This window comes from Nonomuraea sp. NPDC003214, assembly GCF_053590035.1.
Genome location: NZ_JBSFSX010000006.1, coordinates 63,683 through 89,475 on the forward strand (window position 1 = coordinate 63,683; position 25,793 = coordinate 89,475).

The window sequence follows — 25,793 nt, forward strand, 5'->3', positions numbered from 1 at the left end:
CGGGCCCACGCCCGGGCGAGCGCCTGGTTCACCGGCTGCCGGCCTCCGCCTCGAGCTCGTCGAGCAGGGCGTGGCGGCCCGCCAGCTTGGCGTGCAGCAGGTGGCGGGCGGCGCGCAGCAGCTCGGCCACGTCGCCGCCGGACAGCGCGTAGACCACGGTCGAGCCGTCGCGGCGCGCGGTGACCAGCTCCGAACGCCGCAGCACGGCCAGGTGCTGCGACAGCCCGGCGGGCTCCACCTCGATCGCGGCCAGCAGGTCACGCACCGGCTTCGGCCCGTCCTGGAGCAGCTCCAGCACGCGGATCCGGACCGGGTGTCCCAGCAGCCGGAACAGCTCCGCCTTGGCCTCGTACAGAGGGACGGACATCACGCATTCCCCTCCCCCGGTCTCTCGCCGCCCGTCTCGCCGCCCGTCTCGTCGTGGCCGGTCGTCACGCCGTGGGCGCGCGCCAGCCGGCGGACCTCGTCCAGGTCGCCGGCGGCGGCCAGCGCGGCCTCGGCGTCACCGGCCCGTTCGGCGGCGCGCAGGGCCTCGGCCGCCTCTTCGGCCCGCCTGCGGATCTCCGCCGCGAAGGCCTCACTCATCGCATCCCGCATTCATGCGCTCAAGTATCGATGCAGTTGCGCAATTTCGCAATTGCACGACACCTCAGCATCAGCCCTCGGTGCTGTAGTAGTGCAGGCTGTCGTCGGAGGAGACCCGGCGCAGGCCGGCCTTCTCCAGCACCCGCTGGGAGGCGACGTTGGCGTGCGCGGTGTCGGCCAGCGCGCGGCGGACCCGGCCGTCGTCGAAGCCCTCCCGCAGCAGCGCCCGCACCGCCTCGGTCGCGTAACCGCGCCCCTCGGCCTCGGGGGCGACGCCGTACCCGAACCCGACGGTCCCCGCCTCGTCGGGCGGGCCGAAGAAGCCGAGGCCGCCGATGACCGCGCCCGACCCGAGCAGCACGATCTGCAGCGGCCCGAACAGCGGATCACCCCCGGCGCCCTTGAGGACGAGCCCGGCGATGTCCCGGTCGTCGTCCCTGGGGTAGCCGGGGCTCCAGTTACGGCCCTCGCGCGACCCGGCCACCACGTGCCGGGCCTCCTCCTCGGTGAACGGGCGAAGCCGCAGCCGGGCGGTCTCCAAGGTGAACGTCATCATGCTCTCCTGCCGAATCAGGCCGGAACCAGGCCGGTGTAGGGGTACGGCACCGACAGTAGGCGCCCGGCCCCCGCCGCCGAATCGGTCATGACGACCTAATGCGACCGATCGCCCTTACCGGCATGCCAGTACATTTGCCGGGTGTTGTACGGTCGGGCCGCCGAAGAAGAACAGTTGCGCCGCCTCCTCATCGAGGCCGGAGCCGGTGCGAGCGCCGCGCTGGTGCTGACCGGCGAGGCGGGCATCGGCAAGACCGCGCTGCTCGACCACCTGGCGTCCGGCGCGGGGAGGGTGCTGCGAACGACCGGGATCGAGTCGGAGAACGAGCTGCCGTTCGCCGCCCTGCACCAGCTGCTGCGGCCCGCCCTGGACCACCTGGACCTGCTCCCCGGGCCGCAGGCGAACGCGTTGCGGGCCGCGTTCGGCATGACCGCGGCCACCGGCCGCGACCGTTTCCTGATCGGGCTCGCCGTGCTGACGCTGCTGTCGGAGCACGCCGGGGAGCAGGCGCTGCTGTGCCTGGTCGACGACGCGCAGTGGGTGGACCAGGCGTCCCTGGACGCGCTGACCTTCGCCGCGCGGCGGCTGGACGCCGAGGGCGTGGTGATGCTCTTCGCCCTGCGCGAGCCGCGTCCGCTCGGGCTGCCTGAGCTGCGGCTGGGCAGGCTGGACGAGGCGGCCACGGCGGCGCTGCTCGCGGCGCGGACGGGCGGCGAGCTACCCGCGTACGTGCGCGAACGGGTCACGGCGCAGGCGCAGGGCAACCCGCTGGCCCTCGTGGAGCTGTCGCGGGCGATGACCGCCGAGCAGCGCGCGGGGCTGCTCGGCCCGCTCCCGGCGGCGCCGGGCGGCGTCAGCGCGGCGGGTCGCGTGCAGGCCGCGTTCGGCGCGCAGCTCGGCCTGCTGCCGCCGCTCACCCGGCGGGCGCTGCTCGTCGCCGCCGCCGACGACACCGGCGATCCGGCCGTCGTCCTGGCCGCGGCCGGGGCCGCCGCGCCCGACCTGGAACCGGCCGAGAAGGCCGGGCTGATCCACCTGACGGGCTCCACGCTGGCCTTCCGGCATCCGCTGGTGCGGGCGGCCGCCTACCGGGGGGCCACGTTCGCCGAGCGGATCGCCGCCCACGACGCCCTGGTGGCGGTCCTGGACGGCGACGAGCACGCCGACCGCCGCGCCTGGCACCGGGCGTCCGCCGCCACCGGCCCCGACGAGCGGGCCGCCGCCGAGCTGGAACGCGCCGCCGAACGCGCCACCGGCCGGCAGGGCATGGCCTCGGCCTCCGCCGCGTACGAGCGCGCCGCCCAGCTCAGCGCCGACCCCGCCGCCCGGCAGCGCCGCCTCGTCACGGCGGCCCAGGTCGCCGCCGACGCCGGGCTGTTCCCCCGCGTCGCCGCGCTCCTGGAGCACGGCGACGGGACCGGTTCGCCCGAGGCGGCCCGGGTGCGGGCCGCGCTCGAACTGAACGCGGGCTCGGCCGCCGAAGCCGTCCGGGTGCTGCTCGGCGCGGACTTCGGCGAGCCCGCCATCGCCGTCGAGGCCGTGCACGCGGCCCTGTCCGCGGGTGACCCCGGCCTGGTCGCGCGGGTGTGCGAGCGGGCGCTCGCCGCGCCTCCCGGCCCCCACGGCACGCTGACCGGCGTCGCCCTGCTCCTCACCGGCCGGGCCACGACGCCCCGCTGGGCGGACGCGGCCCGGGACGCGGGGGCGCTGTTCAGCGAGCGCTTCCTGGCCGCCCGCGCCGCGTACGCCCTCGACGACCATCGCCTGGCGGGCGAGCTCGCCGCGCTCCTGCTGGACCACTGCCGCTCCCACGGGCTGCTCGGCTGGCAGGCGACGTGCCTGCACCTGCTCGCGGAGAGCCGGCTCGCGCTCGGCGCCCTGGACCAGGCCGGGCAGTCGGCGGCGGAGGGGCTGCGCCACGCCGAGTACGCGGGGCTGGACCACCGGGCCTGCCACCTGCGCGCCACCCTCGCCACCGTCGCCGCCCTGGAAGGCGACGAGGCCCGCTGCCGCGAGCTGGCCGGGGACGCCCTCGCGCACGCCACCGCCCACGACATCGGCTCCGCCGCCGCGCACGCCCGCCACGCGCTGGCCCTCCTGCACCTCGGCGCCGGCGACCCCGCCCCGGCGCTCGCCCAGCTGGACCGCGTCCCGCCGGGGCCGCCGATGCTGACCGCCTTCCTGCTGCCCGGCCTGGTCGAGGCCGCCGCCCGCACCGGCACGCCCCGCCCCGACGCCGCGGCCGGCTACGAGCGGTGGGCGCGGCGGACCGGCAGCCCGGCCGCGCTCGCCCTCGCCGCCCGCTGCCGGGCCCTCACCAGCACCGGCGAGCAGGCCGAGGACCACTTCACCGCGGCGCTCGGCCACCACGAGCCGGGCCTGGAATGCTCGCGCACGCACCTGCTGTACGGCGAGTGGCTGCGCCGGCGCCGCCGCCGCACCGATGCCCGCCGCCACCTGCGCGCCGCGCTGGAGGGCTTCGACCGGGCCGGCGCCGCGCCGTGGGCCGCCCGCGCCCGCGCGGAGCTCCGCGGCACCGGCGAGGTGATCGACGAGACCGCCGCCACCGGCAGCCCGCTCGGCCGCCTCACCCCGCAGGAGCGGGAGGTCGTCCGGCTCGCCGCCGCCGGGGTGAGCAACCGGGAGATCGCGGCGCAGCTCTTCCTCAGCCCCCGCACGGTCGGCCACCACCTCTACCGCGCCTTCCCCAAGCTGGGCGTCACCTCGCGCAGGCAGCTCGCCGACGCCCTCGGCCGGTGACCGCCTCGCCCCGGTCATCCGGCCGGGGCCGTACGGGAGGCGAGGTCACGCCGCACGCCGTCGCGGTAGCCCGGCAGGGCGGGCGTCCAGCCGGGCTCGGCCTTGGCCTTGGCGTTCGACACGCGCATCGACGTGTCGACCATCAGGGCGGCGAAGTACGGCGCGGCCAGGCGGATGACCCGGTCCGGCAGCGCGCGCGGCGGCCTGACGCCCGCCGCCCGCGCGTGCTCGCGGAACATCTCGCCCCAGGTGACGGGCGTGTCGTCGACGATGTTGTACGCCTGCCCGGCCGTGCCCTTCTCCAGCGCCGCCACGGTGGCCGAGGCGGCGTCGGCGAGGTGGATCCACGCCATGGTCCGCCCGCCGTCGCGCGGCACCGGCAGCCTGCCGGACCGCAGCGCCTCGACGAAGCTCCGCGACGCGGTCAGCCCGTAGAAGGCGCCGTAGCGCAGGGCGACGCCGTCGATCCCGTCGGCCTCGAACGCCTGCCGCTCGGTGGCGCGCATGGCCGCCACGACCGGGTCGGTCCGCGCTCCGCGCGCCTGGCCGAACGGGTCCTCCTCCGTCAGCGGCCTGACGCCGTGGTCGAGGAAGCCGTAGCCGGGCACCATCGACTGGGTGACGAACCGGCGGGCGCCGACCGCGCGGGCGGCCTCCAGCAGGTGCGCGGTGCCGGTGGTGCGCAGCGTGTTGGTCATCGCCATGTCGGCGTAGCGGGCCGGGGTCTTGGCCAGCGCGGTCAGCTCGTGGATCAGCGCGTCGGCGCGCAGCCCGCCGACCGCGCGCAGCAGGCCGTCGCGGTCCAGCACGTCGGCCACCACCGTGGTGGCGCCGGGAACCCGCACCCCGGCATGCCGGGTGAGGGCCAGCACCTCGTGGCCCGCCTCCAGCAGCGCAGCCACCAGGGGGCGGCCGATCGCCCCCGTGGCCCCCGCGACCAGAACCTTCATGACAGCCTCCTCGTCATCGTCCGCATACCGGCATCCAGACGGATCCAGCGGCCGCGAACGTGACATCGGCGGCTCACGGCGGGCCGTGCAGCTCCAGCTTGCTCGTGAGCTCGGCCGCCTCGGGCGAGGCGGCGCCGAGGACGGTGAGGGCGCGCCGCCAGGCGTCGGCGGCCTGGGGCAGGTCGCCGAGCTCGTGGTGCAGGTCGCCGAGGGCGCGCAGGGCCAGGCCCTGGCGGCGGGGCGCGGGGATGTCCCCCGCGATGGCGATGACCTCGGTCAGCGTGGCGATCGCCTCGCCGGAGCGGCCCTGCCTGCGCCGCAGGTCGGCCCAGGTGAACAGGACGCGAGCCTGGCTGACCCGGTCCTGGACGCCGTGGTAGATCTCCAGGGCGTGCCGCAGCCGGCGTTCGGCGTCGGCCAGGTCGTGCTGGGCGAGCCTGACCATGCCGAGCCCGAGCACGGCGTAGGCGATCCCGAGGGGGAAGCCGAGCTCGTCGAGGCAGGCCCGCGCCCGGCTGAAGCAGTCCTCGGCGGCGGCGAGGTCGCCGCGTTCGAGCTCGATCTCGCCGAGGACGATCCGGGTGAACTCGCGGGAGCGGACGTCGCCGGTGCGGTCCGCGAGCATGATCGCGCGCCGGATGTGGCGGGTGGCGAGGTCGTACCGGCCCTGGCTGAAGTGCAGGCGGCCGATGCCGCGGACGCGGGTGATCTCGGTGAACCGGTCGCCGGCGCGGGCCAGGCCGTCGCCCGCCTGCTCGTAGCAGGCGAGCGCGTCGGCGGCGCGGCCCCGCAGGCGGTGCAGCTCGGCCAGGGTGACCTGGGCCAGGGCGTGGCCGTACGGGTCGGCGGCCCTGTCGAACAGTGCCAGCGACTCCTCGATGACCTGCTCGCAGCGGGCCAGCTCGTTGCGGGCGAAGTGCAGGCGGGCCAGGCCGTAGAGGGCGACCGCCTGGCCCCGGACGTCGCCGGTCGCGCGGGTGCTGGCCAGGGCGGTCTCGTGCATCGCGTGCCATTCGTCGTAGAGGCCGCGGGTCTCCAGCGGGTGCATGGCCGCGGCGGCGAGCTCCCAGCACGCCGCCAGCGTGGCGCTCTGGCGGACGGCGGCGACGAGGGCCGCGCGCTCGGCCTCGATCCAGGCGAGCGGGTCGGGCAGGACGTGCCCGTCGGTGACCTGGGGGCCGGGCGACCAGAGCAGGTCGCCGCCGCGCGGGAGCTGGTAGTCGCCGCCGCACAGCTTGATGTGGGCCTGGCGGGTCAGCGCGAGCCAGCCGCTCACCGCCCGCCGCACCGCCGTGGTCCGCTCGGCCTCCGTCTCGGCGGCCTCGGCGCATTCGCGGGCGTACGCGCGCGTCAGGTCGTGGAAGCGGAACCGGGTCTGCCCGCTCCGGTCGCGGCCCGCGACGTCCAGCAGGCGGACGTCGACCAGCTCCTCGACCAGGTCCTCGGCCTCGGCCGGGGGCGCGTCGAGCAGGGCGGCGGCCGTCCACGCGGCGAAGTCCGGCGCCTCCAGCAGGCCGAGCAGGCGGAACAGCCGCTGCGCCGGCAGCGTCAGGCCCTGGTAGCCCACGGCGAGCGTGGCGCGCACCGCCTGGGAGCCGTGGGACAGGTGCCGCAGGCGGTCGCGGGTGTCGCGCAGCCGGGCGACGAGCTGGTCCACGTTCCAGTGCGGGCGGGCGGCGAGCTTGGCCCCGGCGATCCGCACGGCGAGGGGCAGGCCGCCGCAGAGCTGGACGAGCCGGTCGGTGTCGCCCGCCGCCTCGGCCGCCCGTTCGGCGCCGATGACGGACCGCAGCAGCTCGCGCGCCTCGCCGGGCGGCATCAGCGGCAGCTCGATCCGGCGCGCGGCGGGCAGGCCGGTCAGGCGCCGCCTGCTGGTGACCAGCACCGCGCAGCCCGGGGTGCCGGGCAGCAGCGGGCGGAGCTGGCCCTCGTCCGCGGCGTCGTCGAGCACCACGAGGAAGCGCCGGTCGGCCAGCTTCCCCCGGTACATCTCCGCCCGTTCCTCCAGGCTCGCGGGGATCGCGGCGCTGTCGACGCCGAGCGCGCGCAGGAACCGGCCCAGTGCCGTCTCCGGCGTGACCGGTGACTGGCCCGCGCCGTGCAGGTTCACGTACAGCTGGCCGTCCCGGAAGTCGCGCCGCAGGTGGTGGGCGGCGTGGACGGCGAGCGTCGTCTTGCCGGCGCCGCCCTGACCGGAGATCACGCACACGGGGACGGGCGACTCGGGGCCCGCCTGCTGGCGGGCCGGGCGCAGCGCCTCCAGCGCGGCCGCCAGCTCGTCGGCCCGGCCGACGAAGTCGGCGGCGTCCGGCGGGAGCTGGCACACGCCCCCGTCGCGCGGCCCGGGGGGCGCGCCGGACGGCAGGTCACCGCCCAGCACCCTGGCCTGGAGCTGCTGCAGGTCCTTGCCCGGCTCCACGCCGAGCTCGCCCACGAGCACGTCGCGGGCCTGCCGGAAGACGTCGAGCGCCATGTCGCGCTGTCCCGTGCGGGCCAGCGCCAGCATGAGCAGGTACCAGGCCCGTTCCTGGAGGGGGTGCTCGGCCAGCAGGCGGCGCAGGTCGTTCATGACGTCCTGGGCGTGCCCGAGGCCGAGCTTGGTCTCGGCGTGGTCGAGACGGGTCCGCGTGCGCCGCTCCTCCAGCTCGTCGAGGCGGGCGAGCACGCCGGCCGGCAGGCGGACGCCCTCGGCGGGCTGGCCGCGCCACAGCGCCAGCGCGCGCTCGTAGTGTCCGGCGGCGGCCTCCTGCGCGCCCTCGGCCGCGGCCGAGCGGGCGAGCCGGGTCTCCCGTTCGAAGACGAGCAGGTCGATCAGGTCGGCGTCGGCCTCCAGCAGGTAGCCGGTGCCCTTCGTGAGGATGCGGATCCCGGCCGGAAGGGCCTTGCGCAGCCGGGCGACGTAGGTCTGCAGGTTGGAGACGGCCGAGGTGGGCGGGCTGTCCCACAGGGCGGCGACCAGGCGGTCCCGGGACACGGTGGCGTTCGCGTCGAGCACGAGGACGGCGAGCAGGGCGCTCTGCTTGCCGCTCAGCTCGACGGTCCGCTGGGCCACCCGGAGGAAGACCGGACCCAGGACGCCACAGGCCAGTTCCGTCACGCACCACGCTCCCGCACTCGCGATGCCCCCACCGTATTGTTGATCAACGGTTCGCGCAGTCGAAATCAGTTGTCCCTTTGCGCCACACTCGTCCCATGCACATCGGACGGCCTCTCACCCTGCTCGGCGCGATCTTCGGCGTGGTCGGGCTGGTGCTGCTCGGCGTCGGCGTCGCGCTGGCCGTCTCCTCGGCGAGCTTCCTGTCCTCAGCCGGGCGGGCCGACGGGACCGTGGTCGACATGACGGAGCGGATCACCACCAAGCCCCGCAACTCCGACGGGCACCGGCGCCGGGAGTCGGTGTGGTACCCGACCGTGAAGTTCAGCGTCGGCGGCCGGACGTACACGTTCCGGGACTCCACCGGCAGCAACCCGCCGTCCTACGCGACGGGCGAGAGCGTGCCCGTCGCCTACGACCCGGGCGACCCGGCGGACGCGCGGATCGCCTCGTTCTCGTCGGGGTTCCTCGGCCCGCTGATCGTCGGCGGGCTGGGGCTGCTGTTCACCCCCGTGGGCGCGGTGCTGTTCGTCAGGGGGCGGCGGGGTCACGCCTGAGGGCCGGGCCCGCCGGCCCTGGCGTAGCCGTGCTCGTAGGCCCAGATGACCGCCTGGACGCGGTCGCGGAGCCCCAGTTTGGCCAGGATGCGGCCGACGTGGGTCTTGACCGTGCCCTCCGCCATGTAGAGGCGGCCGGCGATCTCGGCGTTCGTCTCGCCCGCCGCGATGCGCCGCAGGACCTCCCGCTCCCGCTCGGTGAGCTGGACGCCCGGGTCCGGGGGCCGAGGCAGCGTGGGGGCGACGTGGTCGAGCAGCCGCCGGGTGGTCGACGGGGCGATGACCGCGTCGCCCGCGTGGACGGTCCGCACCGCGGCCACCAGCTCGTCCGCCGGCGCGTCCTTCAGCAGGAACCCCGACGCGCCCGCCCGCAGCGCGGCGAACGCGTACTCGTCCAGGTCGAACGTGGTCAGCACGACGACCTTCGGGCCGCCCCCGGCGAGCAGGCGGCGGGTGGTCTCGACGCCGTCGAGGCGCGGCATCCGCACGTCCATCAGCACCACGTCGGCGCTGACGCGCGCCAGGCCCGCGAGGGCGTCGAGCCCGTCGCGCGCCTCGCCGACGACCGCCATGTCGTCCTGCGCGTCGATCACCATGGCCGTGCCGGTGCGCACCAGGTCCTGGTCGTCGACCACGAACACCCTGATCGTCATCGCGCGCCCTCCCGGTACGGCAGACGGACCCTCACCACGAACCCCCGCTCCCCCTCGGCCCGGGCGGACACGGTGCCGCCGACGGCCGCCATCCTCTCGCGCATCCCGGCCAGCCCGTGTCCCGGGGGCTTGCCCGGGGCCGGGGGCGGGCCGTCGTCGGTCACCGTCACCTCCAGCGCGCGGCGGGTCCACGACACGTCCACCGACGAGCGGGCCGCGCCGCCGCCGTGCTTGAGCGTGTTGGTCAGCGCCTCCTGTACCACGCGGTAGAGCGCGAGCTCCGCCCCCGGGCCGATCGGCCTGGCCTCGCCGGAGGCGGTCATGGTGACGTCGAGCCCGGCCGCGCGCGTACGGTCGAGCAGGCCGGGAAGGTCGGCGAGGCCGGGCTGCGGCGTGAGCCCGGCCGGTTCGGCGCGCAGGACGCCGACGAGGCCGCGCATCTCGGTGAGCGCCTGCCGCCCGGTCTCCTCGACGGTGGCCAGCACCTCCGGGGCGCGGGCGGGCGCCAGCCGGCCGCCCCTGGCCTGGGCGACGATCACGGCGAGGGCGTGCGCGACGACGTCGTGCATCTCGCGGGCGATCCTGGCCCGCTCCGCCAGCGTGGCCCGCTCGGCCGACATCGTGGCCCGCTCCTCCAGCAGTGCCACGTAGCGGAGCTGGCTCCTGCGGTGCAGGCCCAGGCCCCACGCCGCGACGACGACGGCCAGCAGCAGGCCGAGCAGCATCCACGGGTCCGGGCCGAGCCGGGCGGCGGCCACGCTGGCGTCGGTGGCGAACCTGGCCGCCGCCAGCCCCGCCCCCGCCACGCCCACGACCAGCGGCGGGTACGGGCTGCCGTACGCGGTGCGCGAATACAGCGCGAGCGGGAAGAGCACGACCGTCGGCAGCACCATGAACAGGCCGGTCACCGCCGCCTGGACGGCCATCACCCCGGCGATCACCGCGAACGCCCACAGGTCCCGCCGGAACGCGAACGCCACGTGCGCCACCAGGCAGGCCGCCACCAGGACGATCGCCCTCGGGCCGGGCACGGACAGCACGGCCACGACGGCGGACAGCAGGAAGACCGGCAGTCCGAGCACGAACGCGACGGTGACGTCGAACCTGCGGGCGGGGCTCATCCGCGCTGGAAGGCCAGCGTGGCCCCACCCACGGCGAGCCCGAACAGCAGCCAGCTTCCATAGACCACGGACACCATGATGACGGCCGAGGCGTCGCCGAGCGGCACCGGGCCGTCGGTCACCCCGAGAAGCTGCGCAAGCGTGCCGAAAACCGACATACTTCCCATCGTGGCCAGCATGGCGGCTCCCGTCCAGCCGCCGGCCAGCACCAGCCGGCGCGGCAGCCGCCGCCCCCACCCCTGCACCAGCGCCAGCGACCCGGTCGCGCCCACCACCAGCATGACCAGCTCACCGTACGGGAACCCCTCCGCGTACACCGCCGGGCGCAGGAACTCGCCGCCGAACGACCAGTAGAGCTTGGCGGTCGGGTAGACGAAGCCCAGCGCGAACGCCGTGTAGCCCAGCCAGGGCCCGCCCGGCACCCGGGTCCGCCGCAGGGCCAGCGCGCCCACCAGCCCGGTCGCGGCCAGCGCGAGCGCCCGGCCCGCCATCCCCGGCCAGTCGACCGTCGCGAAGTCGCCCGCCGGGATGCCGGTGACCGCGAAGAACGCCCGGAACCCGTCCAGCACCACCCCGCCCGCCGACCAGAGCAGCAGCACCGCCGCCGCCCACCCGAGCGGCGCCGGCCGGGGGACCAGCGCGAACACCGCCCCCGCCAGCGCCGCCCCCGCCGTCACGAGATGGGGCGCGAACCCGGCCGTGTACGACGGCGCGGGCAGCCCCGCCGTCACCAGGGCCGTGATGAGAGTGAGCAGCGACACGACCGCCGCCGCGAGCTGAAGCCTGGAGATTCGCATGCCGTCGACGATCCCGCCCCGCCCCGGGCCCCCGCGTCTCCACCAGGTCCCCCGAGCCCAAGACCCCAGAGGTATTGACAACCGGCCCGGATGCGGTGCGGCGGGTCAGGCTCTGCCGGTCCGGAGGGCGGCGTCGAGCCAGCGGGCGAGGCGGGACGGGGCGGTCCCGCGCCAGGCGAGGTGGGCGTCCGGGCGGATCAGCCAGGCGTCACGCCGCCGAGCCGGGTCGGGGGTGAGGGCGATGACGACGTCGCCGAGGCGCTCGCGGGCCTCGGCCAGGTGGGCGGGCGCGTCCGAGGGGGCGGCCAGCAGGACCCAGGCGGGGCCGAGCTCGGCGTGCAGGCGGGTGCGGGCGCCGCCGGGGCGGAGGCAGGCCAGGTCCGGGACGCGGTCGCCGGGGCGGGGACGGCGGCCCGGCGGCGTCCGGCGCGCCAGCGGGCCGCGCCGGTAGGTCACCCGGAGCTGGGAGGCCAGCAGGCTGGCCCGCCGCTGCACGGACGGCAGGTCGGCGACCGGTATCAGCACCCGTCTGCGCAGGAAGCGCATCAGCGCGCCGTCGCCGACCTGGAGCCGGGTGGCGTTGCTGGTGTGCCGCAGCACCTCGGTCGCCAGCGGGCGGCGTTCGGCCTCGTACGTGTCGAGCAGCGCCTCGGCGGCCCGGCCGCGCACGACCAGGGCGAGCTTCCAGGCCAGGTTCTCGGCGTCGCCCATGCCGGTGACCATGCCCTGGCCGCCGAGCGGGCTGTGGATGTGGGCCGCGTCCCCGGCCAGCAGGACCCGGCCCCGGCGGTAGGCGTCGGCGAGGCGGCGGTGGACGCGGAAGGCCGACGTCCAGGTGGCGTCCTTGATGCGCAGGTCGGTGCGCCCGGTGCGGTCGGGAACGAGTTCGCGGAAGCGGCGGAGGATGTCGCCCTCGTCCGTCACGCTGCCTGCGCCGGCCGGATCGTAGGCCATCAGCCGCCACAGGTCCCCGGCGTCCCCGGCCTGGCCGGGCTCGCGCATGGGCAGGGCGAAGACCGGGCCGTCGGGGTGCGGCCAGCCGTGACCGCCCGCCCGGCTCACCGGCCAGTCGGCGTGCACGTCGGCCAGCAGGAACCCCTCGGTGAGGCGGACGCCGGTGAAGCCGATCCCGGCGAGCTTGCGCACGGTGCTGTGCGCGCCGTCGCAGCCCACCACCCAGCCGCACCTCAGCGTGGCCCGGCCCGTGGACTGGCCCGTGGACTGGCCCGTGGACTGGCCCGTGGACTGGCCCGTGCCGACGGCGTCGAGCACGGCGGTGACGCCGCCGGCGTCCTGGGCGAGGTCGGCGAGCGCGGTGCCCCAGCGGATGCCGGAGCCCAGCTCGGCCAGGCGGCGCCGCAGCTCGGCCTCGATGAGGGCCTGCGACACGTACAGGGCGGGCCGCGCGGTGCCCAGGCCGAGGTCGCCGAACCGGATCTTGACCGCGGGCCGGCCGTCGAGGTGCTGCGTGATCGTGAGCGCCGGGAGGGAGCGTTCGGGCAGGTCGCCGAGGGCGCCGAGCCGGTCGAGGACCTCGACGCCGCGGGCGTGCAGGATGTTCGCCCGCGAGGTGGCGGCGGGCCCGGGGGCGGCGTCGACGACCTGGACGGCGACGCCGTTCATGCGCAGCGCGCAGGCCAGTGCGAGCCCGGCCGGGCCGGCGCCGACGATCAGCACCTCGGTGTCGTGCTCGCTCATCGCTCCCCCAGGTCACCAGAAAGGCCGGAACGGTTCCGTTCCATCGCTGAACCTACGCCTCCGGACGACGGAACGCAACCGGTCCGTTCCGTACTAGAGTGGCGGCATGGCGGCACAGGGACGGCGGGTGGCGGGAGCGGCGGTGCTGCGTGAGCACCTCACCGACGTGATCACGGCGGCCGTCCTCGACGAGCTCGCGGAGACCGGCTACGCCCGGATGTCGATGGAGGCGGTCGCCCGCCGGGCCGGTGTCGGCAAGGCCGCCCTCTACCGGCGGTGGGCGTCCAAGGAGGTCATGGTCCAGCAGATCGTCGACGGCATGACCTGGAACGCCGTCCCCGTCCCCGACACGGGCAGCCTGCGCGCCGACATCGAGGACTACGTCACCCACGCCGCCGCCCTCCGCCAGGACGTGCGCACCATGCGCATCATCGCCGACCTCGGCGCCGAGGCCGCGCGCAACCCCCAGCTCGCCCGCTCGTTCTACACCGCGCTCCGCGAGCCCCGTCGCGCCGCCGGCGCCACGATGCTGCGCCACGCCGTCGAACGCGGCGAACTGCCCGCCGACCTCGACACCGACCTGGCCCTCGACTGCCTGGTCGGCCTCACGTACGCGCGCCCGCAGACGCTCACGGCGGCGGGCGAGGTCGCCGACCCGTACCCGCGCGAGCGGCTCGTCGAGGTCATCCTCACCACCCTCGCCGCCTGCCGCCGCTGACCGCGCGACTTGCGGTTGCCGTCTACATGGTGGCCCGGCCGGAGATGGGTGCCAGGCCCGATGGAGTTCCCGGCCGGGGACGGGCAGACTGTAGGGCCATGCGTGAGGGGCGGAAGGTCCCCCGGAGCGCCTGCCCACCCGCATGGCCGCGGCACGACCATGAAGGGAGAGGGCCCGTATGGACGCACTCGACATCGCTGAGCCCGGGCTGTGGATCCTGCTGGGCCTGTCCCTTCTCGTGATCGCCGGGCGGTGCTTCCGGGTGGTGGGCGAGGACGAGCGGCTGGTGGTGCGCAGGTTCGGGCGGACGAAGGGGGTGCGCGGGCCGGGGCCGGTGGTCATGTGGCCGGTGCTGGACCGGGAGGTGCGGGTGCCGTTGCGGCTGGAGCCGCTCGAGCTGTTCTGCCCCGGCGCGGTGACCAGGGACGGGGTGACGGTGCAGGTCACGGCGGCCGCGCTGACGGCGGTGATCGATCCGGTACGGTTCGCGACGGCGGCCGAGCGCCCGGCGGCGGCCACGGCGATGGCGGTCGAGGGCGAGCTGCGGCGTCACATCGCCCAGCGGGACCTGGCCGAGCTGCCGGCGCTGGCGGCCTGCGACCACGCCGCACTGGCCGACCGGGTGAGTGAGACGAGCATGCGGTGGGGGGTGGAGGTGGTGCTCCTCGACGTCACCGACGTCCGGATCCCGCTCAGCGGCGGGCTGGTGCACTGGCTGGAGAGCCGGGCGGGCGCGCGGTAGCGGCGCGGTCCCGCTACAGCTTGACGATCATCTTGCCCACGTTGCCGCCGCGGAGCATGGCGACGAAGGCGCCGGCCATGCCGTCGAGGCCCTCGGTGACCGTCTCCGCCGCGACGAGCCGCCCGGCCCGCAGGTGCGGAATCGCGAACTCCTCCAGCTCGGGCTGCAGATGCCCGTAGTCGCGGACGAGGAAGCCCTCCAGGCGGAGCTGCTTGCCCACGACGTCGAACAGGTTGCGCGGCGCGGCGGGCGGGACCGGCGTGTTGTACTGGCCGACCGCGCCGCACCAGGCGACGCGCCCGTGCGGGAGCAGCGCGCCGATGGCCGCCTCCAGATGATCGCCGCCCACGTTGTCGACGTACACGTCGATCCCGTCCGGCGCGGCGGCGGCGAGCCGGCCGCCGAGGTCGCCCGCCCGGTGGTCGATCGCGGCGTCGAAGCCCAGCTCGGAGGTCAGGTACGCGGCCTTGGCCGCCGAGCCGGCGCTGCCGACGACCCGCCCGGCGCCGAGCAGCCTGGCGAACTGGCCGGCCGCGCTGCCCACTCCCCCGGCCGCCGCCGACACGAACACGGTCTCCCCCTCGCGCAGCCGGGCCACCTGGGTGAGCGCCACGTACGCCGACAGGCCCGTCCCGCCCAGCACGCCCAGGTACGCGGTGACCGGCACGCCGGGCGCCCGGGGCAGGATCCGGACGTCCTCCGGCGCGACCACGGCGTGGCTGCGCCATCCCTGGCGGTGGAAGACGAGGTCACCGGGTGCGAGCCGGGGGTCGCGCGAGTCGGTGACCCGGCCGATGGAGCGGCCCTCCAGGGGGATGCCGAGGTCGTCGGTGTCCATCCGCTCCCGCATGTACGGGTCGACCGAGAGGTAGAGGTTCTCCACCAGCGCCTGTCCCGGGCCCGGCACCGGGTCGGGGATCTTGACATATGCGAAGTCTCCGGTGTCCGGCCACTCGTGGGGCCGGGCCACCTGATGCACGATGACAGCCATGGCCGAGGAGTCAACCGGGAGCCGCCCCACGCCGACACTGATCTAGGCTCTGGCTTAATGATTACCTACCGGCTGTCCGTCGACGACCTCGCGGACGTGCGTTTCGCCTGCTCGCCGCTGCTGGAGACCGTCACCAGCCTGTGGGCCCTGCGGCGGCCGGAGCGGCACGCGATCCACCTGCCCTGGATCCGCCGGGCCCGCGCGGCGCTCGCCGGGGCGGCGCCCGCCGACGTCGCCGTGCTCGACGGCCTGCTGAGCCCCGGCCGCGACTGGCTGCCCGACTTCCTCACCCCGCGCCCCGCCGTACGCTCTCCCGACATCGCCGGCGAGCTCGACCGTCTGCGCGGCACCCCGCCCGAGCGCGCCCAGGCCGACTTCCGCGCCGTCTACGGCACCCACCCGCTGCCCGGGACGACCGATCCGGCCGCCATCGCCGGCGTGCTGGGACGCTACTGGGACGCGGCCGTCGCCCCGCACTGGCCCCGGATGCGGGCCGTGCTGGAGGCCGACCTGCTGCACCGGGCGCGGCAGGCCGCCGCCGACGGCGCCGCCGCCGTGCTGCGCGGCCTCGACCACCGGGTGAGCTTCGCCGACGGCGCGTTGCGCGTGTACGGCGGCGCCTCGCTCAACTACGAGGCCGACGTGGCCGGGCGCGGCCTGTGGCTGGTGCCCACGCTGTTCGCGCCGCAGACCATCGCCCCCGTCGGGCCCGGCGAGCCGCCCACTGTGATCTACCGGTGCCGGGGCATCGGCACCCTGTGGGAGACGTCCGCGGCGCCGCCGCCGGAGGCGCTCGCCGCGCTGATCGGACCCACGCGGGCGAGCCTGCTGGCGACCCTGGACGACCCGATGTCGACGTCGGAGCTCGCCCGGCGGCACGGCGTCACGCCCAGCGCCGTCTCCCAGCATCTCGCCGTGCTGCGGCGCAACGGCCTGCTGTCCCGCACGAGGGCGGGCCGTCAGGTGCTGTACGCGCGGACGGCGCTCGCCGACCAGCTGATGTCGCCCTGAGGACAGCCCCCGTGCCGGGGTTCAGTGGCCGTACAGGCGGCGGTAGCGGCCCGGCGAGGTGCCGATCAGCCGGGCGAAGTGGCGGCGCAGCAGCGCGGTGACGCCGAAGCCGCAGCGGGCCGCGACCTGGTCGATGGGCAGCGTCGTGGACTCCAGCAACTGCTGGGCGCGGGCGATGCGGGCGTGCAGCAGCCACTGGGCCGGAGTGGTGCCGGTGTAGTCGGCGAAGTGCCGGGCGAACGTGCGCGGGCTGGTCCGGGCGTGGGCGGCCAGGTCGGCCACGGTCAGCGCCTGGTCCAGCCGCTCCAGCGCCCACGCCTGGGTGGCGGCGATGTCCGGGGCGGCCGAGCCGGTCGCGGGCACCGGCCTGGCGACGTACTGGGCCTGCGCGCCGTCGCGGTGACCGGCGGCGACGAGGTGGCGGGCGATGGTGTTGGCCACGTTCACGCCGTGCGCGAGCCGTACGAGGTGCAGGCACAGGTCGATGCCGGCGGTGGCGCCCGCGGAGGTCCAGACGCCGCGGTCCTCCACGAACAGCGCGTCCGGATCGACCGTGACGTCGGGGTGCGCCTCGGCGAGCCGGCCGGCCAGCAGCCAGTGGGTGGTGGCGCGCCGCCCGTCGAGCAGCCCGGCGGCGGCCAGCACGAACGCGCCGCTGCACAGGGCGGCGAGGTCGGCGCCCCGGCCGGCGGCGGCGCGCAGCGCGTCGGCGAGCCGCCCGTCCAGCGGCTCCTGGGGAACGCCGGCGCCGGGGATGACGATCAGGTCGGCGTCGGCGAGGCCGTCGAGCGCGTGCGCGGGCTGGACCCGCGCGGCGGGCTCCATCGTGACCGGAGCCCCGTCGACCGAGCAGAGCCGCAGGTCGAAGCGCGGCACCCCGGCATGGGAGCGGTCGGCTCCCCACACCCAGCAGGCGACCGAGTAGTCCAGCACGCTCATCCCGTCATGCAGAAGCAGAGCGACGCTGCGCATGGCAGGAATGTAGCGCATGTTGGCATTCCTGCTACTCCTGCCGCCTTCGCCGCCCCGATCAGGATGATCCCGGAGCCGAACGCAGAGGAGAGACACATCATGACCGGAGTGCATCGTCGGACGTTCCTGTGGGGCGCGGTCGCCGCCGGGGCGGGCGCGCTCCTGCCCGCGGCCGCCGTTCCCGCGGCGGCCCACGCCGGGGCGTCGCCGGGCGGGGCCATCACGTCCAGGTCCGTGGGCGCCTTCGACGTGGTAGCGCTCCGCGACTCCGCCGACACGTTCCCGGCGACCCGTACCGAGATGTTCCCGGACGCGACGGAGGAGGACTGGCGGCGGGCCCGCCGGGCCGACCCGGGCGCGTTCGGCCCCGACCTCGCCTGGAAGCTCGACTTCCGCTGCTACGCGGTGCGGCGTCCCGGCGGGCGGATCGCGCTGGTCGACGCCGGGGTCGGCCCGGCCGGCAGCCCCGGCTCGGCGTGGGCCGCCCCGGGCGTGCTGCCCGAGCTGCTCGCCGCCGCCCGCATCGACGTGGCGGACGTGGACCTGGTCGTGCTGACCCACGTCCACGAGGACCACATGGGCTGGTCGGTGAGCACGGACGGGGTGCCGACGTTCCCGAACGCCCGGTACGTGGTCCAGCGGACCGAGGTGGCGCGGCTCGCGGCGACCAGCCCGATGCGCGACTACCTGATCGAGCCGTTGCAGCGCACGGGGCAGCTCCACGAGATCGACGGCGAGGTGCGGCTGGCCGGTGCGCGTGGCGGCCGGCTCACCGCGATCCCGACGCCGGGGCACACCGTGGGCCACCAGTCGGTGCTGGTCGACGGCCACGGCCGGCGCATGGTGATCACGGGCGACGTGCTGGTGCACGCCGTGCAGCTGGTCGCCCCGGACGTCGGCTACGCGCTGGAGGCGGACCAGGCGGTGGCCGCCGAGACGCGCCGCGCCCTGCTCGCGGACGCCAGGCGCCGCCGTGCCACGCTGGCGACGGCCCACCTGACCAGCCCGTTCGTCAGCGCCGGCCATCCCTGACCTGCGCCGTCGGTCGCCGCGTCGGCCGCCATGTCAGTCACGGTACAGGGCGGAGATCGCGGAGGCCGCGCGGGACAGGTAGTCGCGGGCCTCGGGCGGCGCGGTGACTTCGATGTCCGCGTGGAACTGCAGCAGGTGGCAGACCGCGCCCAGCTCCGGGTAGGTGAAAGGCACGCGCACCCAGTCGGGCCCGTCGTCCTCGGGCGGGCCGCTGAAGTAGCCGCCGGCGATGCGGGTCACCATGTCGAGGCGTGATCGCCGGATGCGCGTCTCGATCCGGATGCCGTCGCCGCGCTGCTCCACCTGGCGGCGCAGCTCGTCCCACACCTGCGCCAGCTCCACGCCGGGGCGGCGGCGTACGGGCTCGGGGGTGACGGTCACGCGGGAGATGCGTTCCGTGCGGTAGAGGTACGGGCCGCGCCGGTGGTCGGCGACCAGGTACCAGACGCCGGCCTTGGCGACCAGCCCGTACGGGTCGACGGTGTAGCCGCGGACGGCGCGCTGGCCGCTGTGGCGGTAGCGCAGGCGCAGCCGCCGGTCGGCGAGGACCGCGTCGAGCAGGGTGTCGAGCGGGAAGTCGGGGCGGGGGCCGGCGAGCCAGCGGTCGGGGTCGACGAGGATGCGGCGGCTGGTCAGCTCGGCCGCGGGCCGGTGCGGCGCGGGCAGCGCGGCCATCACCTTGCGCATCGCGGAGCCGAACGCCTGGTCCAGGCCGAGCGCGGCGTGGGCGCCCCGGGCGCTCAGCACGAACAGCGCCCTGGCCTCGTCGGTGGTCAGCCCGGTGACGTCGGTGCGGAACCCGGCCAGCAGCCCGACGCCGCCGTGCTTGCCGCGCTCGGCGTAGACGGGGACGCCGGCGGCGGACAGCGCCTCGAGGTCGCGGTAGATGGTGCGCTGCGACACCTCCAGCAGCTCGGCCAGCTCCTTGGCGGGGACCAGGCGCCGGTGCTGGAGCACCAGCATGATCGACAGCAGCCGGTCGAATTTCACCCGTTCAGAATATGACGGCGGATGTCATGTTATGTCGCCAGGCTGGCCGTGCTGACCCTGACGAGACGAACGGAGTACGACATGACAAGCACCCTTGCCTCCGCGCTGGCCGGCCGGGTGGCCGGACCGGTGTTCCTGCCTGGCCAGGACGGGTTCGAGGAGGAGCTGACCGGTTTCAACCTGGCGGTCCGGCACCGCCCCGACGTGATCGTCGGCGCCCGGGAGGCCGGGGACGTGGCCGCCGCGGTCGAGGCGGCGGTGGCGCACGGCCTGCCGGTGGCGGTGCAGAGCGCCGGGCACGGGTTCTCGGTCCCCGCGACGGGCGGCGTGCTGATCTCGACCCGGCGCATGACCGGCGTCCAGGTGGACCCGGAGACGCGGACCGCCCGCGTGGCGGCCGGGGCCCGGCTCGGCCAGGTGATCGCCGAGGCCGCGCCGTACGGACTGGCCCCGCTGAACGGGTCGGCGCCGCACGTGGGCGTCGTCTCGTACGTGCTGGGCGGCGGGCTCGCGCTGCTGGGGCGCTCCCACGGCTGGGCCGCCGACCGGGTGCTGGCGCTGGACGTGGTGACCGCCGACGGCCGGGCCCGCCGGGTCACGCCGGACTCCGAGCCGGACCTGTACTGGGCGCTGGTGGGCGGGCGCGACAACGTGGGCGTGGTGACGGCGCTGGAGTTCGGCCTGGTGGAGGTGTCCCGGCTGTACGGGGGCGGCCTGTTCTTCGACGCCCGGCTCGCCCCCGGGGTGCTGGAGGCGTACCGGGAGTGGACCGCCGGCGTACCGGCGGAGATGAACTCCTCGCTGGCGCTGATCCCGGCTCCGGACGGCCGGCTGTGCCACGTGCGGATCGCGTACACCGGCCCGGCGGAGGAGGGCGAGCGCCTGGTCGAGCCGCTGCGGCGGGTCGGCCCACGGGTGCTGGAGACGCTGCGGGAGATGCCGTACGCGGAGTGCGCCTCCATCCACGACGACCCCCCGACGCCGATGCCGTGGGGCGCGGACAACGCCATGCTGCGCGAGCTGGATGAGAAGGCGGCGGGGATCATCCTGGCGCACGCCGGTCCGGAGGTCATCGTGGAGCTGCGTCACCTGGGCGGCGCGCTGGCCGCTCCCCCGGCGCACCCGAACGCGGTCGGGCACCGGGACGCGGCGTTCATGCTGGCGGTCCTGACGATGGACGGGCGGCCGGCGCCCGCGGAGGTGTTCCGCGAGCTGCGGCCGTGGACGCTGGGCCGCTTCCTCAGCTTCATGGGCCACGGGGAGGCCGCCGGCCCGGAGCTGGTGCGCACCGCCTACCCGGCCGCCCACCACGCCCGGCTGGCCGCGATCAAGGCGGTGTACGACCCGGGCAACGTGTTCCGGTTCAACTACAACGTCGCGCCCGCGTCCTAGTGCGTGACCACGGGGGCGGGTGACGCGGCGGCGGTCCGGGCGGGCGTGCGCAGCACGGTCAGCGCGACGAGGAGCGCCGCCAGCAGGAGCCCGGCCGCGATGCCGAACGCCAGCCGGTAGCCGCCGGTCAGGGCCGCCGCCTGGGTCGCGCCCTGGCCGAGCAGCTCGCCGGTCCGGGAGGCGGCCATGGTGGACAGGACGGCCACGCCCAGCGCCATGCCGATCTGCTGGGTGGTGTTGAACAGGCCGGAGGCGAGCCCCGCGTCGTCGGCCCTGGCCGCGGACATGCCGAGCGTGGCGAGGGCGGGCAGCACCAGGCCGCCTCCGGCGATCAGCAGCATGACGGGCAGCAGGTCGGGGACGTACGACGCCTGCACCGGCACCCGGGTGAGCCAGGCCATCGCGGCGAGCAGCAGCGCCAGCCCGGCGACGAGCACGGCCCGGGCCCCGAACCGGTCGTTGAGCCGGGCGGAGACGAACAGCGAGACGCCGCCGATGGCGACCGCGGCCGGGAGCATCGCCAGGCCGGTCTCCAGCGCGCCGTAGCCGAGCACCTTCTGCATGTAGAGCGCGACGAGGATCTGGAAGGCGAACATCGCCGACAGGCTCAGCATCTGGGCGAGGTTCGCGCCGGCGACGTTGCGGGAGCGCAGGACGCGCAGCGGCATGAGCGGGCTGCGGGCGGTGGCCTGGCGGGCGAAGAACCCGGCCAGCAGCGCGAGCGACAGCGCGCCCAGGCCCAGCGTGTGCCCGGCGGCCCAGCCGTACTCCTCGATCTTGACGACGGTGTAGATGCCGAGCATGAGGCCGCCGGTGACGAGGGCGGCGCCGAGCGTGTCGGCGCCCGCCGCGAGGCCGGCGCCGCGGTCGGCGGGCAGGACGCGGACGGCCAGGGCGACGGTGGCCAGGCCGATCGGCAGGTTGATGAAGAAGATCCAGTGCCAGGAGAGCGCGTCGGTGAGGACGCCGCCGAGCACCTGGCCGATGGAGGCCCCGGCCGCGCCGGTGAAGCTGAACACGCCGATGGCCTTGGCCCGTTCGCGGGGCTCGGTGAACAGCGTCACCAGGATGCCGAGCACGACCGCGGAGGCCAGCGCGCTGCCGGCGCCCTGGAGGAAGCGGGCGGCGATCAGCACGGCGGGGGTGGCGGCCAGGCCGGCGAGCAGCGACGCGGCGGCGAAGATCACGTTTCCGGCGAGGAACACGGTCTTGCGGCCGATCAGGTCGCCGAGCCGCCCGGCCAGGAGCAGCAGGCCGCCGAAGGGAATCAGGTAGGCGTTGACGGTCCAGCTCAGCCCGGCCGCGGTGAAACCGAGGTCGCGCTGGATGGCGGGCATCGCGACGGTGACGATGCTGCCGTCGAGGATGGTCATCAGGCCGGCGGCCGACAGCGCGATCAGCGCGAGCGGGCGCGATGGGGTGGGGGACATGGCCTCTCCTGTTCAGATGCGGACAGGTGAGACCCTAACAGATGGTTTTGTTGCAGACGATCCCCGTCGGACCTATTTCTGGGACTGGCGGGCCCGGCGCGCGCCCGGCGCGACCTCGACCGGGGTGGACAGGTGGCCCTCGGCCAGCCGCCGCATCGCCGCGAGCAGCGTCTCGCGCTCCCCCTCCGGCAGGGCGTGCAGCGCCTCCCGGTGCACGCCGTCGACGATCTCCTGGCTGCGCCGGGCGATCTCGGCGCCCTTCTCGGTGACCGCGATGATGCGCGCCCGCCGGTCGGTGCTCGACGGGCGGCGCTCGGCCAGCCCGGCCTTCTCCAGGGCGTCGACGGTGACCACCATCGTCGTCTTGTCCATGTCGCCGAGCTCGGCGAGCTGGATCTGCGTGCGCTCCTCCTCCAGGGCGTGGACGAGCACGCAGTGCATCCGCGCCGTCAGGCCGATCTCGGCCAGCGCGGCGGCCATCCTCGTCCGCAGCACGTGGCTGGTGTGGTCGAGCAGGAACGACAGGTCGGGCTCAGTGCGGCCGGGCGCCATTGCGGTCATGCCACCAGCCTAGCCAATCGTCCCCATCCGGATTATCCGCAACGACCCTGCCCGGAGTCGGCTCACGCGCCCCGTCACCCGGCCGGCGCCTCTCCCGACCAGCCTCCGATCCAGGCCGCGACGTCGGCGACCACGGCCGGGTCCACGTGCTGCGCGGGCTCGTACCCGGCCGGGGTCGACGGGCCCGTGCCGGGGAAGAACAGGTGGTCGTCGGCGTCGAAGACGCGGATCGTGACGTCGGGCCGGTGGCCGAGCCCGGCGCGCCAGCCCGCCAGGTCGTGCTCGACGGTCACCTGGTAGTCGCGGCCGCCCTGAAGGATGAGCATGGGCCGCTCCAGCGCCGCCGCCGTCGCGACGGGGTCGTAGCCGCGCAGCTCCAGCCAGTACGGCGCGGGCAGGCCGAACAGCAGCGACTGCGCCGGGGCCGAGGGCGACAGGGCCGGGTCGGCGACCGCCTCGGCCTGCCGGGTGATCGTCTCGACGGCGGCGTCCATGTCCGGCCCCGGGTCCAGCGACGCGAGATGCCGGACGACGCGGACGGCGGCCTCGTGCATGGGCTGCGTGTCACCGGCCATGATCACCAGACCGGCGACGGCCGGCTCCGCCTCGGCGACGCGCGGGGCGACCTTGCCGCCCATGCTGTGGCCGAGGACGAACACGCGGTCCGGGTCGACGCCCGGCTCGTCCCGCAGCAGGCGGACGGCGGCGGTCGCGTACGGCACGTACTCGCCGGTCATGGTGAGCTCGGCGGCGGCGTGGACGTGGGTGGCCTTGTCGAACCTGGCGACCGCGATCCCGCGCGTGGCGAGCCCCCAGGCCAGGTCCTTGAGCGGCTTGTTGGCCCCGCTGGTGGCGTCGCGGTCGAACGGCCCTCCCCCGCTGAGCAGGACGACGCCCGGATACGGGCCGGGCCCGCTCGGCAGGCTCAGCGTGCCGGGGACGGCCAGAGGCCCGTCGCCGATCACGACGTCGCGTTCGGCGAACGCCGCCGGGTCGGCGTACGGCGGCGGCTCCCAGGGCGGGGTGAGCGCGGTGAGCCGCAGGTCGTGCAGCAGGCCGTCGGCGTCGACGGCGACCACGACGGCGAGCCCGCCGCCCTCGCCGGCGACCGGGACGCTCACGCGGGCCGGGCCCGGCCCGGCCTGCTCGGTCGCGGGCTCGCCGATGCCGGTGACGGGCCCTCGCTCGGCGATCGCGCCCGTCCAGGCCGCGCGCACCGCCTCGGCGTCGATCAGCTTGCGCAGCGGCGCCGCGAACAGCCGCTCGAGCTCCGCGAACCGTCCCGCGTGCGCGAGTTCGGCGACCGTCCGGGCGGTCGTCTCCGCCCCCGTTAACATTCTCATAGTTTGAGAACGGTAGCACGACATGAGATCGTACGGGAGTGAACACGCTGGAGCTCCTGGGCCACCCCGTACGGCTGCGCGTCGTGCACGCCATGCGCGGCGGGCGGACGCTGACCACGACCGAGCTGTGCGGCCTGATCCCCGACGTCTCCAAGGCCACCGTCTACCGGCACGTCGACCTCCTGGCGGCCGGCGGGGTCCTGGAGGTGGCCGGCGAGCAGCGGGTGCGCGGCGCGGTCGAGCGCCGCTACCGGCTGCGGCAGGACCGGGCGGTGATCGACGCCGAGCTGATGCGGACGCTGACGCCCGACGACCACCGGCGCGGCTTCGCCACGGCGATGGCGATCCTGCTCGCCGAGTTCAACGCCTACCTCGACCGGGAGCACGCCGACCCGATCGCGGACCTGGTCGGCTACCGGCAGCACGCCGTCTGGCTCAGCCCCGAGGAGCTCGACGAGCTGATCACCGGGCTGCGCGCCGCGATCGCGCCCAAGCTGGCCAACGAGCCGGGCCCCGGCCGGTCCCGCTACCTGCTCAGCCCGATCCTGTTCCCGAGCGAGGACGCCGGATAGCGACGCCGGCCTCCCTGGGCCGGGCCACGCACGCTACCCCTGAACCTGGCGAAGGTCCTCGCGGCCGGGTGGCGGTTACGGCAGCATGATCGGGAGGAAGTCCGCCCTTGAGCCGGAGATGAGATGACCGCGACCGCAGAGACCACGCTCGACCTCCCCTTCGACGCCGTCACCCCGCTCATGGGGGTCGAGGAGGAGTATCTGCTCGTCGACCCGGCCACCCGGGTGGTCGCCCCGCGGGCGCGGGCCGTCGTCGAGCGGGCCGCCGCCGAGCTCGGCGACCGCGTCGGCGCGGAGATCACCCGCTTCCAGGTGGAGGCCAAGACGGCTCCGTGCGCGGGCGTGGCGGAGCTGGGCGGCCAGCTCGCGGGCATGCGCCGGGCGGTTGCCGCCGCGGCCCGCGCCGAAGGGCTGGCCGTGATCGCGTCGGGGACGCCCGTCCTGCCCGGCGCGGTGCCGCCGCCCATCACCGAGGGCGCCCGCTACGACCAGGGCATCGCCGCCTACCGGGCGCTGCACGACGAGCAGAGCATCTGCGCCGGGCACGTGCACGTGCACCTGCCCGACCGCGAGCTGGCCGTGCTCGTCTGCAACCACCTGCGGCCCTGGCTGCCCGCGCTGATCGCACTGATGGCCAACTCGCCGTTCTGGGAGGGCCGCGACACCGGGTACGCCGCCTGGCGGGTGCTGGCCTGGGGCAAGTGGCCGGTGGCCGGGCCGCCGCCCTACTGCGCGAGCGCCGCCGAGCACGACCGGCTGGTGGCGGCGCTGACCGCGTCCGAGGCGGTGGTGGACCCCGGCACCCTGTTCTGGGATGCCCGCCCGTCGGCCCGCCTGCCGACCGTGGAGGTGCGCGTCGGTGACGTGCCCGCCTCGACGGCCGAGGCGACGCTGCTGGCGCTGCTCGTCCGGGCGCTGGTGACGGTGTGCGCGAAGCGGGCGCGCGACGGCGACCCCGGTCCCCGGCCGGCCGAGCCGCTGCTGCGCGTGGCCTACTGGCGCAGCGCCCGCGACGGGCTGGAGGGCCACGCGGTCGACCCGTTCACCGGCGTGCCGCGTCCCGCCATCGAGCTGGTGGCCGAGCTGCTGGAGCTGGTCCGGCCCGCGCTGGCCGCCAGCGGCGACCTGGAGGCGGTCCAGGAGCTGTGGCGGCGGCTGCGCGCGTCGGGCAGCGGCGCGGCCCGCCAGCGCGCCGCCTTCGCGCGGCGCGGCCTGCTGACGGACGTGGTGGACGACCTGATCGGCCGCTTCACCCGCTGACCGGCCGG

General features: G+C 75.9%; 24 protein-coding genes. 9 read left to right on the top strand and 15 right to left on the bottom strand.

Going from position 1 to position 25,793, the window contains the following annotated elements; all coding sequences use genetic code 11:
- Window positions 1-28: 28 nt before the first annotated feature.
- The 3 genes from ACWDXC_RS19305 to ACWDXC_RS19315 form a co-directional block, all read right to left on the bottom strand.
- Window positions 29-367 carry an ArsR/SmtB family transcription factor gene (locus ACWDXC_RS19305; RefSeq protein ID WP_219508681.1) on the bottom strand — a complete coding sequence of 113 codons (339 nt, stop codon included), beginning with the start codon at window positions 365-367 and terminating at the stop codon, window positions 29-31.
- Complete coding sequence (locus ACWDXC_RS19310; RefSeq protein WP_449983601.1) at window positions 367-585, bottom strand: hypothetical protein; 219 nt, start codon at window positions 583-585, stop codon at window positions 367-369. Before ACWDXC_RS19310 ends, ACWDXC_RS19305 begins: the two co-directional genes overlap by 1 nt.
- 70 nt (window positions 586-655) lie before the next feature.
- Window positions 656-1,138 (bottom strand): GNAT family N-acetyltransferase, encoded by a 483-nt coding sequence (locus ACWDXC_RS19315; protein ID WP_449983604.1) that lies wholly within the window; start codon window positions 1,136-1,138, stop codon window positions 656-658.
- Window positions 1,139-1,282: 144 nt separating this feature from the next.
- Between ACWDXC_RS19315 and ACWDXC_RS19320 the strand changes: the two genes are divergently transcribed.
- Window positions 1,283-3,901, top strand: coding sequence for an AAA family ATPase (locus ACWDXC_RS19320; RefSeq protein ID WP_449983607.1), 2,619 nt, complete (start codon window positions 1,283-1,285; stop codon window positions 3,899-3,901).
- Between the two features lie 14 nt (window positions 3,902-3,915).
- Here the strand turns inward: ACWDXC_RS19320 and ACWDXC_RS19325 are convergent, their stop codons facing one another.
- Together ACWDXC_RS19325 and ACWDXC_RS19330 are read right to left on the bottom strand one after the other, a co-directional pair.
- On the bottom strand, window positions 3,916-4,851 hold the full coding sequence (locus ACWDXC_RS19325) for an NAD-dependent epimerase/dehydratase family protein (RefSeq protein ID WP_449983610.1): 936 nt from the start codon (window positions 4,849-4,851) through the stop codon (window positions 3,916-3,918).
- A gap of 73 nt (window positions 4,852-4,924) precedes the next feature.
- Window positions 4,925-7,948, bottom strand: coding sequence for an AfsR/SARP family transcriptional regulator (locus tag ACWDXC_RS19330; protein WP_449983613.1), 3,024 nt, complete (start codon window positions 7,946-7,948; stop codon window positions 4,925-4,927).
- Between the two features lie 95 nt (window positions 7,949-8,043).
- On the opposite strand from ACWDXC_RS19330, the gene ACWDXC_RS19335 reads away from it, so the two are divergent.
- The gene (locus ACWDXC_RS19335) at window positions 8,044-8,502 is read left to right on the top strand and encodes a DUF3592 domain-containing protein (protein WP_449983616.1); all 459 of its coding nucleotides are present in this window, start codon (window positions 8,044-8,046) and stop codon (window positions 8,500-8,502) included.
- Here the strand turns inward: ACWDXC_RS19335 and ACWDXC_RS19340 are convergent.
- The 4 genes from ACWDXC_RS19340 to ACWDXC_RS19355 form a co-directional block, all read right to left on the bottom strand.
- Entirely contained in the window at window positions 8,493-9,155 is a 663-nt protein-coding gene (locus ACWDXC_RS19340; RefSeq protein ID WP_449983619.1) for a response regulator, read from the bottom strand. The genes ACWDXC_RS19335 and ACWDXC_RS19340 overlap by 10 nt on opposite strands.
- The gene (locus ACWDXC_RS19345) at window positions 9,152-10,276 is read right to left on the bottom strand and encodes a sensor histidine kinase (RefSeq protein ID WP_449983622.1); all 1,125 of its coding nucleotides are present in this window, start codon (window positions 10,274-10,276) and stop codon (window positions 9,152-9,154) included. The genes ACWDXC_RS19340 and ACWDXC_RS19345 overlap by 4 nt, the downstream gene beginning before the upstream one ends.
- Window positions 10,273-11,073: a hypothetical protein gene (locus ACWDXC_RS19350; RefSeq protein WP_449983625.1), complete on the bottom strand. Its 801-nt coding sequence runs from the start codon at window positions 11,071-11,073 to the stop codon at window positions 10,273-10,275. Before ACWDXC_RS19350 ends, ACWDXC_RS19345 begins: the two co-directional genes overlap by 4 nt.
- A 105-nt stretch (window positions 11,074-11,178) precedes the next feature.
- A complete protein-coding gene (locus ACWDXC_RS19355) occupies window positions 11,179-12,771 on the bottom strand; it encodes an FAD-dependent monooxygenase (RefSeq protein WP_449983628.1) in 1,593 nt (530 codons plus the stop codon).
- Window positions 12,772-12,877: 106 nt separating this feature from the next.
- Between ACWDXC_RS19355 and ACWDXC_RS19360 the strand changes: the two genes are divergently transcribed.
- On the top strand, window positions 12,878-13,489 hold the full coding sequence (locus tag ACWDXC_RS19360) for a TetR/AcrR family transcriptional regulator (protein ID WP_449983632.1): 612 nt from the start codon (window positions 12,878-12,880) through the stop codon (window positions 13,487-13,489).
- Window positions 13,490-13,667: 178 nt separating this feature from the next.
- Window positions 13,668-14,231, top strand: a complete 564-nt coding sequence (locus ACWDXC_RS19365; protein WP_449983636.1) for an SPFH domain-containing protein — start codon at window positions 13,668-13,670, stop codon at window positions 14,229-14,231.
- Window positions 14,232-14,244: 13 nt separating this feature from the next.
- Here the strand turns inward: ACWDXC_RS19365 and ACWDXC_RS19370 are convergent, their stop codons facing one another.
- Window positions 14,245-15,222: a zinc-binding dehydrogenase gene (locus tag ACWDXC_RS19370; protein ID WP_449983639.1), complete on the bottom strand. Its 978-nt coding sequence runs from the start codon at window positions 15,220-15,222 to the stop codon at window positions 14,245-14,247.
- Window positions 15,223-15,279: 57 nt separating this feature from the next.
- Between ACWDXC_RS19370 and ACWDXC_RS19375 the strand changes: the two genes are divergently transcribed.
- Complete coding sequence (locus tag ACWDXC_RS19375) at window positions 15,280-16,233, top strand: helix-turn-helix domain-containing protein (RefSeq protein ID WP_449983642.1); 954 nt, start codon at window positions 15,280-15,282, stop codon at window positions 16,231-16,233.
- A 21-nt stretch (window positions 16,234-16,254) separates the two neighbouring features.
- Here ACWDXC_RS19375 and ACWDXC_RS19380 read toward each other — a convergent pair whose 3' ends face one another.
- Complete coding sequence (locus tag ACWDXC_RS19380) at window positions 16,255-17,205, bottom strand: GlxA family transcriptional regulator (protein ID WP_449983644.1); 951 nt, start codon at window positions 17,203-17,205, stop codon at window positions 16,255-16,257.
- 99 nt (window positions 17,206-17,304) lie between these two features.
- Here ACWDXC_RS19380 and ACWDXC_RS19385 point away from each other — a divergent pair, with 99 nt between their 5' ends.
- Window positions 17,305-18,237, top strand: coding sequence for an MBL fold metallo-hydrolase (locus ACWDXC_RS19385; protein WP_449983648.1), 933 nt, complete (start codon window positions 17,305-17,307; stop codon window positions 18,235-18,237).
- A 33-nt stretch (window positions 18,238-18,270) separates the two neighbouring features.
- Here ACWDXC_RS19385 and ACWDXC_RS19390 read toward each other — a convergent pair whose 3' ends face one another.
- Window positions 18,271-19,227: a helix-turn-helix transcriptional regulator gene (locus ACWDXC_RS19390; RefSeq protein ID WP_449983651.1), complete on the bottom strand. Its 957-nt coding sequence runs from the start codon at window positions 19,225-19,227 to the stop codon at window positions 18,271-18,273.
- 81 nt (window positions 19,228-19,308) lie between these two features.
- Between ACWDXC_RS19390 and ACWDXC_RS19395 the strand changes: the two genes are divergently transcribed.
- The gene (locus tag ACWDXC_RS19395) at window positions 19,309-20,619 is read left to right on the top strand and encodes an FAD-binding oxidoreductase (RefSeq protein WP_449983654.1); all 1,311 of its coding nucleotides are present in this window, start codon (window positions 19,309-19,311) and stop codon (window positions 20,617-20,619) included.
- On the opposite strand, the gene ACWDXC_RS19400 is transcribed toward ACWDXC_RS19395, so the two are convergent.
- From ACWDXC_RS19400 to ACWDXC_RS19410, 3 genes are all read right to left on the bottom strand, one after another.
- Window positions 20,616-22,049, bottom strand: a complete 1,434-nt coding sequence (locus ACWDXC_RS19400) for an MFS transporter (RefSeq protein WP_449983657.1) — start codon at window positions 22,047-22,049, stop codon at window positions 20,616-20,618. The two genes, ACWDXC_RS19395 and ACWDXC_RS19400, sit on opposite strands and share 4 nt — an antisense overlap.
- Window positions 22,050-22,121: 72 nt before the next feature.
- Window positions 22,122-22,610: a MarR family winged helix-turn-helix transcriptional regulator gene (locus ACWDXC_RS19405; RefSeq protein WP_219508661.1), complete on the bottom strand. Its 489-nt coding sequence runs from the start codon at window positions 22,608-22,610 to the stop codon at window positions 22,122-22,124.
- 74 nt (window positions 22,611-22,684) lie between these two features.
- Window positions 22,685-23,953 carry an alpha/beta hydrolase family protein gene (locus ACWDXC_RS19410; RefSeq protein ID WP_449983660.1) on the bottom strand — a complete coding sequence of 423 codons (1,269 nt, stop codon included), beginning with the start codon at window positions 23,951-23,953 and terminating at the stop codon, window positions 22,685-22,687.
- A 38-nt stretch (window positions 23,954-23,991) separates the two neighbouring features.
- Here ACWDXC_RS19410 and ACWDXC_RS19415 point away from each other — a divergent pair, with 38 nt between their 5' ends.
- Together ACWDXC_RS19415 and ACWDXC_RS19420 are read left to right on the top strand one after the other, a co-directional pair.
- Window positions 23,992-24,525 carry a helix-turn-helix domain-containing protein gene (locus tag ACWDXC_RS19415; protein WP_308125928.1) on the top strand — a complete coding sequence of 178 codons (534 nt, stop codon included), beginning with the start codon at window positions 23,992-23,994 and terminating at the stop codon, window positions 24,523-24,525.
- A 123-nt stretch (window positions 24,526-24,648) separates the two neighbouring features.
- A complete protein-coding gene (locus tag ACWDXC_RS19420; RefSeq protein ID WP_449983663.1) occupies window positions 24,649-25,785 on the top strand; it encodes a carboxylate-amine ligase in 1,137 nt (378 codons plus the stop codon).
- Window positions 25,786-25,793: the final 8 nt, after the last annotated feature.

Excerpts from the sequence above, each read along its gene's own strand:
- ACWDXC_RS19305 (WP_219508681.1), bottom strand. The coding sequence starts at position 367 with ATGTCCGTCCCTCTGTACGAGGCCAAGGCGGAGCTGTTCCGGCTGCTG.
- ACWDXC_RS19310 (WP_449983601.1), bottom strand. The coding sequence starts at position 585 with ATGAGTGAGGCCTTCGCGGCGGAGATCCGCAGGCGGGCCGAAGAGGCG.
- ACWDXC_RS19315 (WP_449983604.1), bottom strand. The coding sequence starts at position 1,138 with ATGACGTTCACCTTGGAGACCGCCCGGCTGCGGCTTCGCCCGTTCACC.
- ACWDXC_RS19325 (WP_449983610.1), bottom strand. The coding sequence starts at position 4,851 with ATGAAGGTTCTGGTCGCGGGGGCCACGGGGGCGATCGGCCGCCCCCTG.
- ACWDXC_RS19335 (WP_449983616.1), top strand. The coding sequence starts at position 8,044 with ATGCACATCGGACGGCCTCTCACCCTGCTCGGCGCGATCTTCGGCGTG.
- ACWDXC_RS19340 (WP_449983619.1), bottom strand. The coding sequence starts at position 9,155 with ATGACGATCAGGGTGTTCGTGGTCGACGACCAGGACCTGGTGCGCACC.
- ACWDXC_RS19345 (WP_449983622.1), bottom strand. The coding sequence starts at position 10,276 with ATGAGCCCCGCCCGCAGGTTCGACGTCACCGTCGCGTTCGTGCTCGGA.
- ACWDXC_RS19350 (WP_449983625.1), bottom strand. The coding sequence starts at position 11,073 with ATGCGAATCTCCAGGCTTCAGCTCGCGGCGGCGGTCGTGTCGCTGCTC.
- ACWDXC_RS19355 (WP_449983628.1), bottom strand. The coding sequence starts at position 12,771 with ATGAGCGAGCACGACACCGAGGTGCTGATCGTCGGCGCCGGCCCGGCC.
- ACWDXC_RS19360 (WP_449983632.1), top strand. The coding sequence starts at position 12,878 with ATGGCGGCACAGGGACGGCGGGTGGCGGGAGCGGCGGTGCTGCGTGAG.
- ACWDXC_RS19365 (WP_449983636.1), top strand. The coding sequence starts at position 13,668 with ATGGACGCACTCGACATCGCTGAGCCCGGGCTGTGGATCCTGCTGGGC.
- ACWDXC_RS19370 (WP_449983639.1), bottom strand. The coding sequence starts at position 15,222 with ATGGCTGTCATCGTGCATCAGGTGGCCCGGCCCCACGAGTGGCCGGAC.
- ACWDXC_RS19375 (WP_449983642.1), top strand. The coding sequence starts at position 15,280 with ATGATTACCTACCGGCTGTCCGTCGACGACCTCGCGGACGTGCGTTTC.
- ACWDXC_RS19380 (WP_449983644.1), bottom strand. The coding sequence starts at position 17,205 with ATGCGCAGCGTCGCTCTGCTTCTGCATGACGGGATGAGCGTGCTGGAC.
- ACWDXC_RS19385 (WP_449983648.1), top strand. The coding sequence starts at position 17,305 with ATGACCGGAGTGCATCGTCGGACGTTCCTGTGGGGCGCGGTCGCCGCC.
- ACWDXC_RS19395 (WP_449983654.1), top strand. The coding sequence starts at position 19,309 with ATGACAAGCACCCTTGCCTCCGCGCTGGCCGGCCGGGTGGCCGGACCG.
- ACWDXC_RS19400 (WP_449983657.1), bottom strand. The coding sequence starts at position 22,049 with ATGTCCCCCACCCCATCGCGCCCGCTCGCGCTGATCGCGCTGTCGGCC.
- ACWDXC_RS19405 (WP_219508661.1), bottom strand. The coding sequence starts at position 22,610 with ATGACCGCAATGGCGCCCGGCCGCACTGAGCCCGACCTGTCGTTCCTG.
- ACWDXC_RS19410 (WP_449983660.1), bottom strand. The coding sequence starts at position 23,953 with ATGAGAATGTTAACGGGGGCGGAGACGACCGCCCGGACGGTCGCCGAA.
- ACWDXC_RS19420 (WP_449983663.1), top strand. The coding sequence starts at position 24,649 with ATGACCGCGACCGCAGAGACCACGCTCGACCTCCCCTTCGACGCCGTC.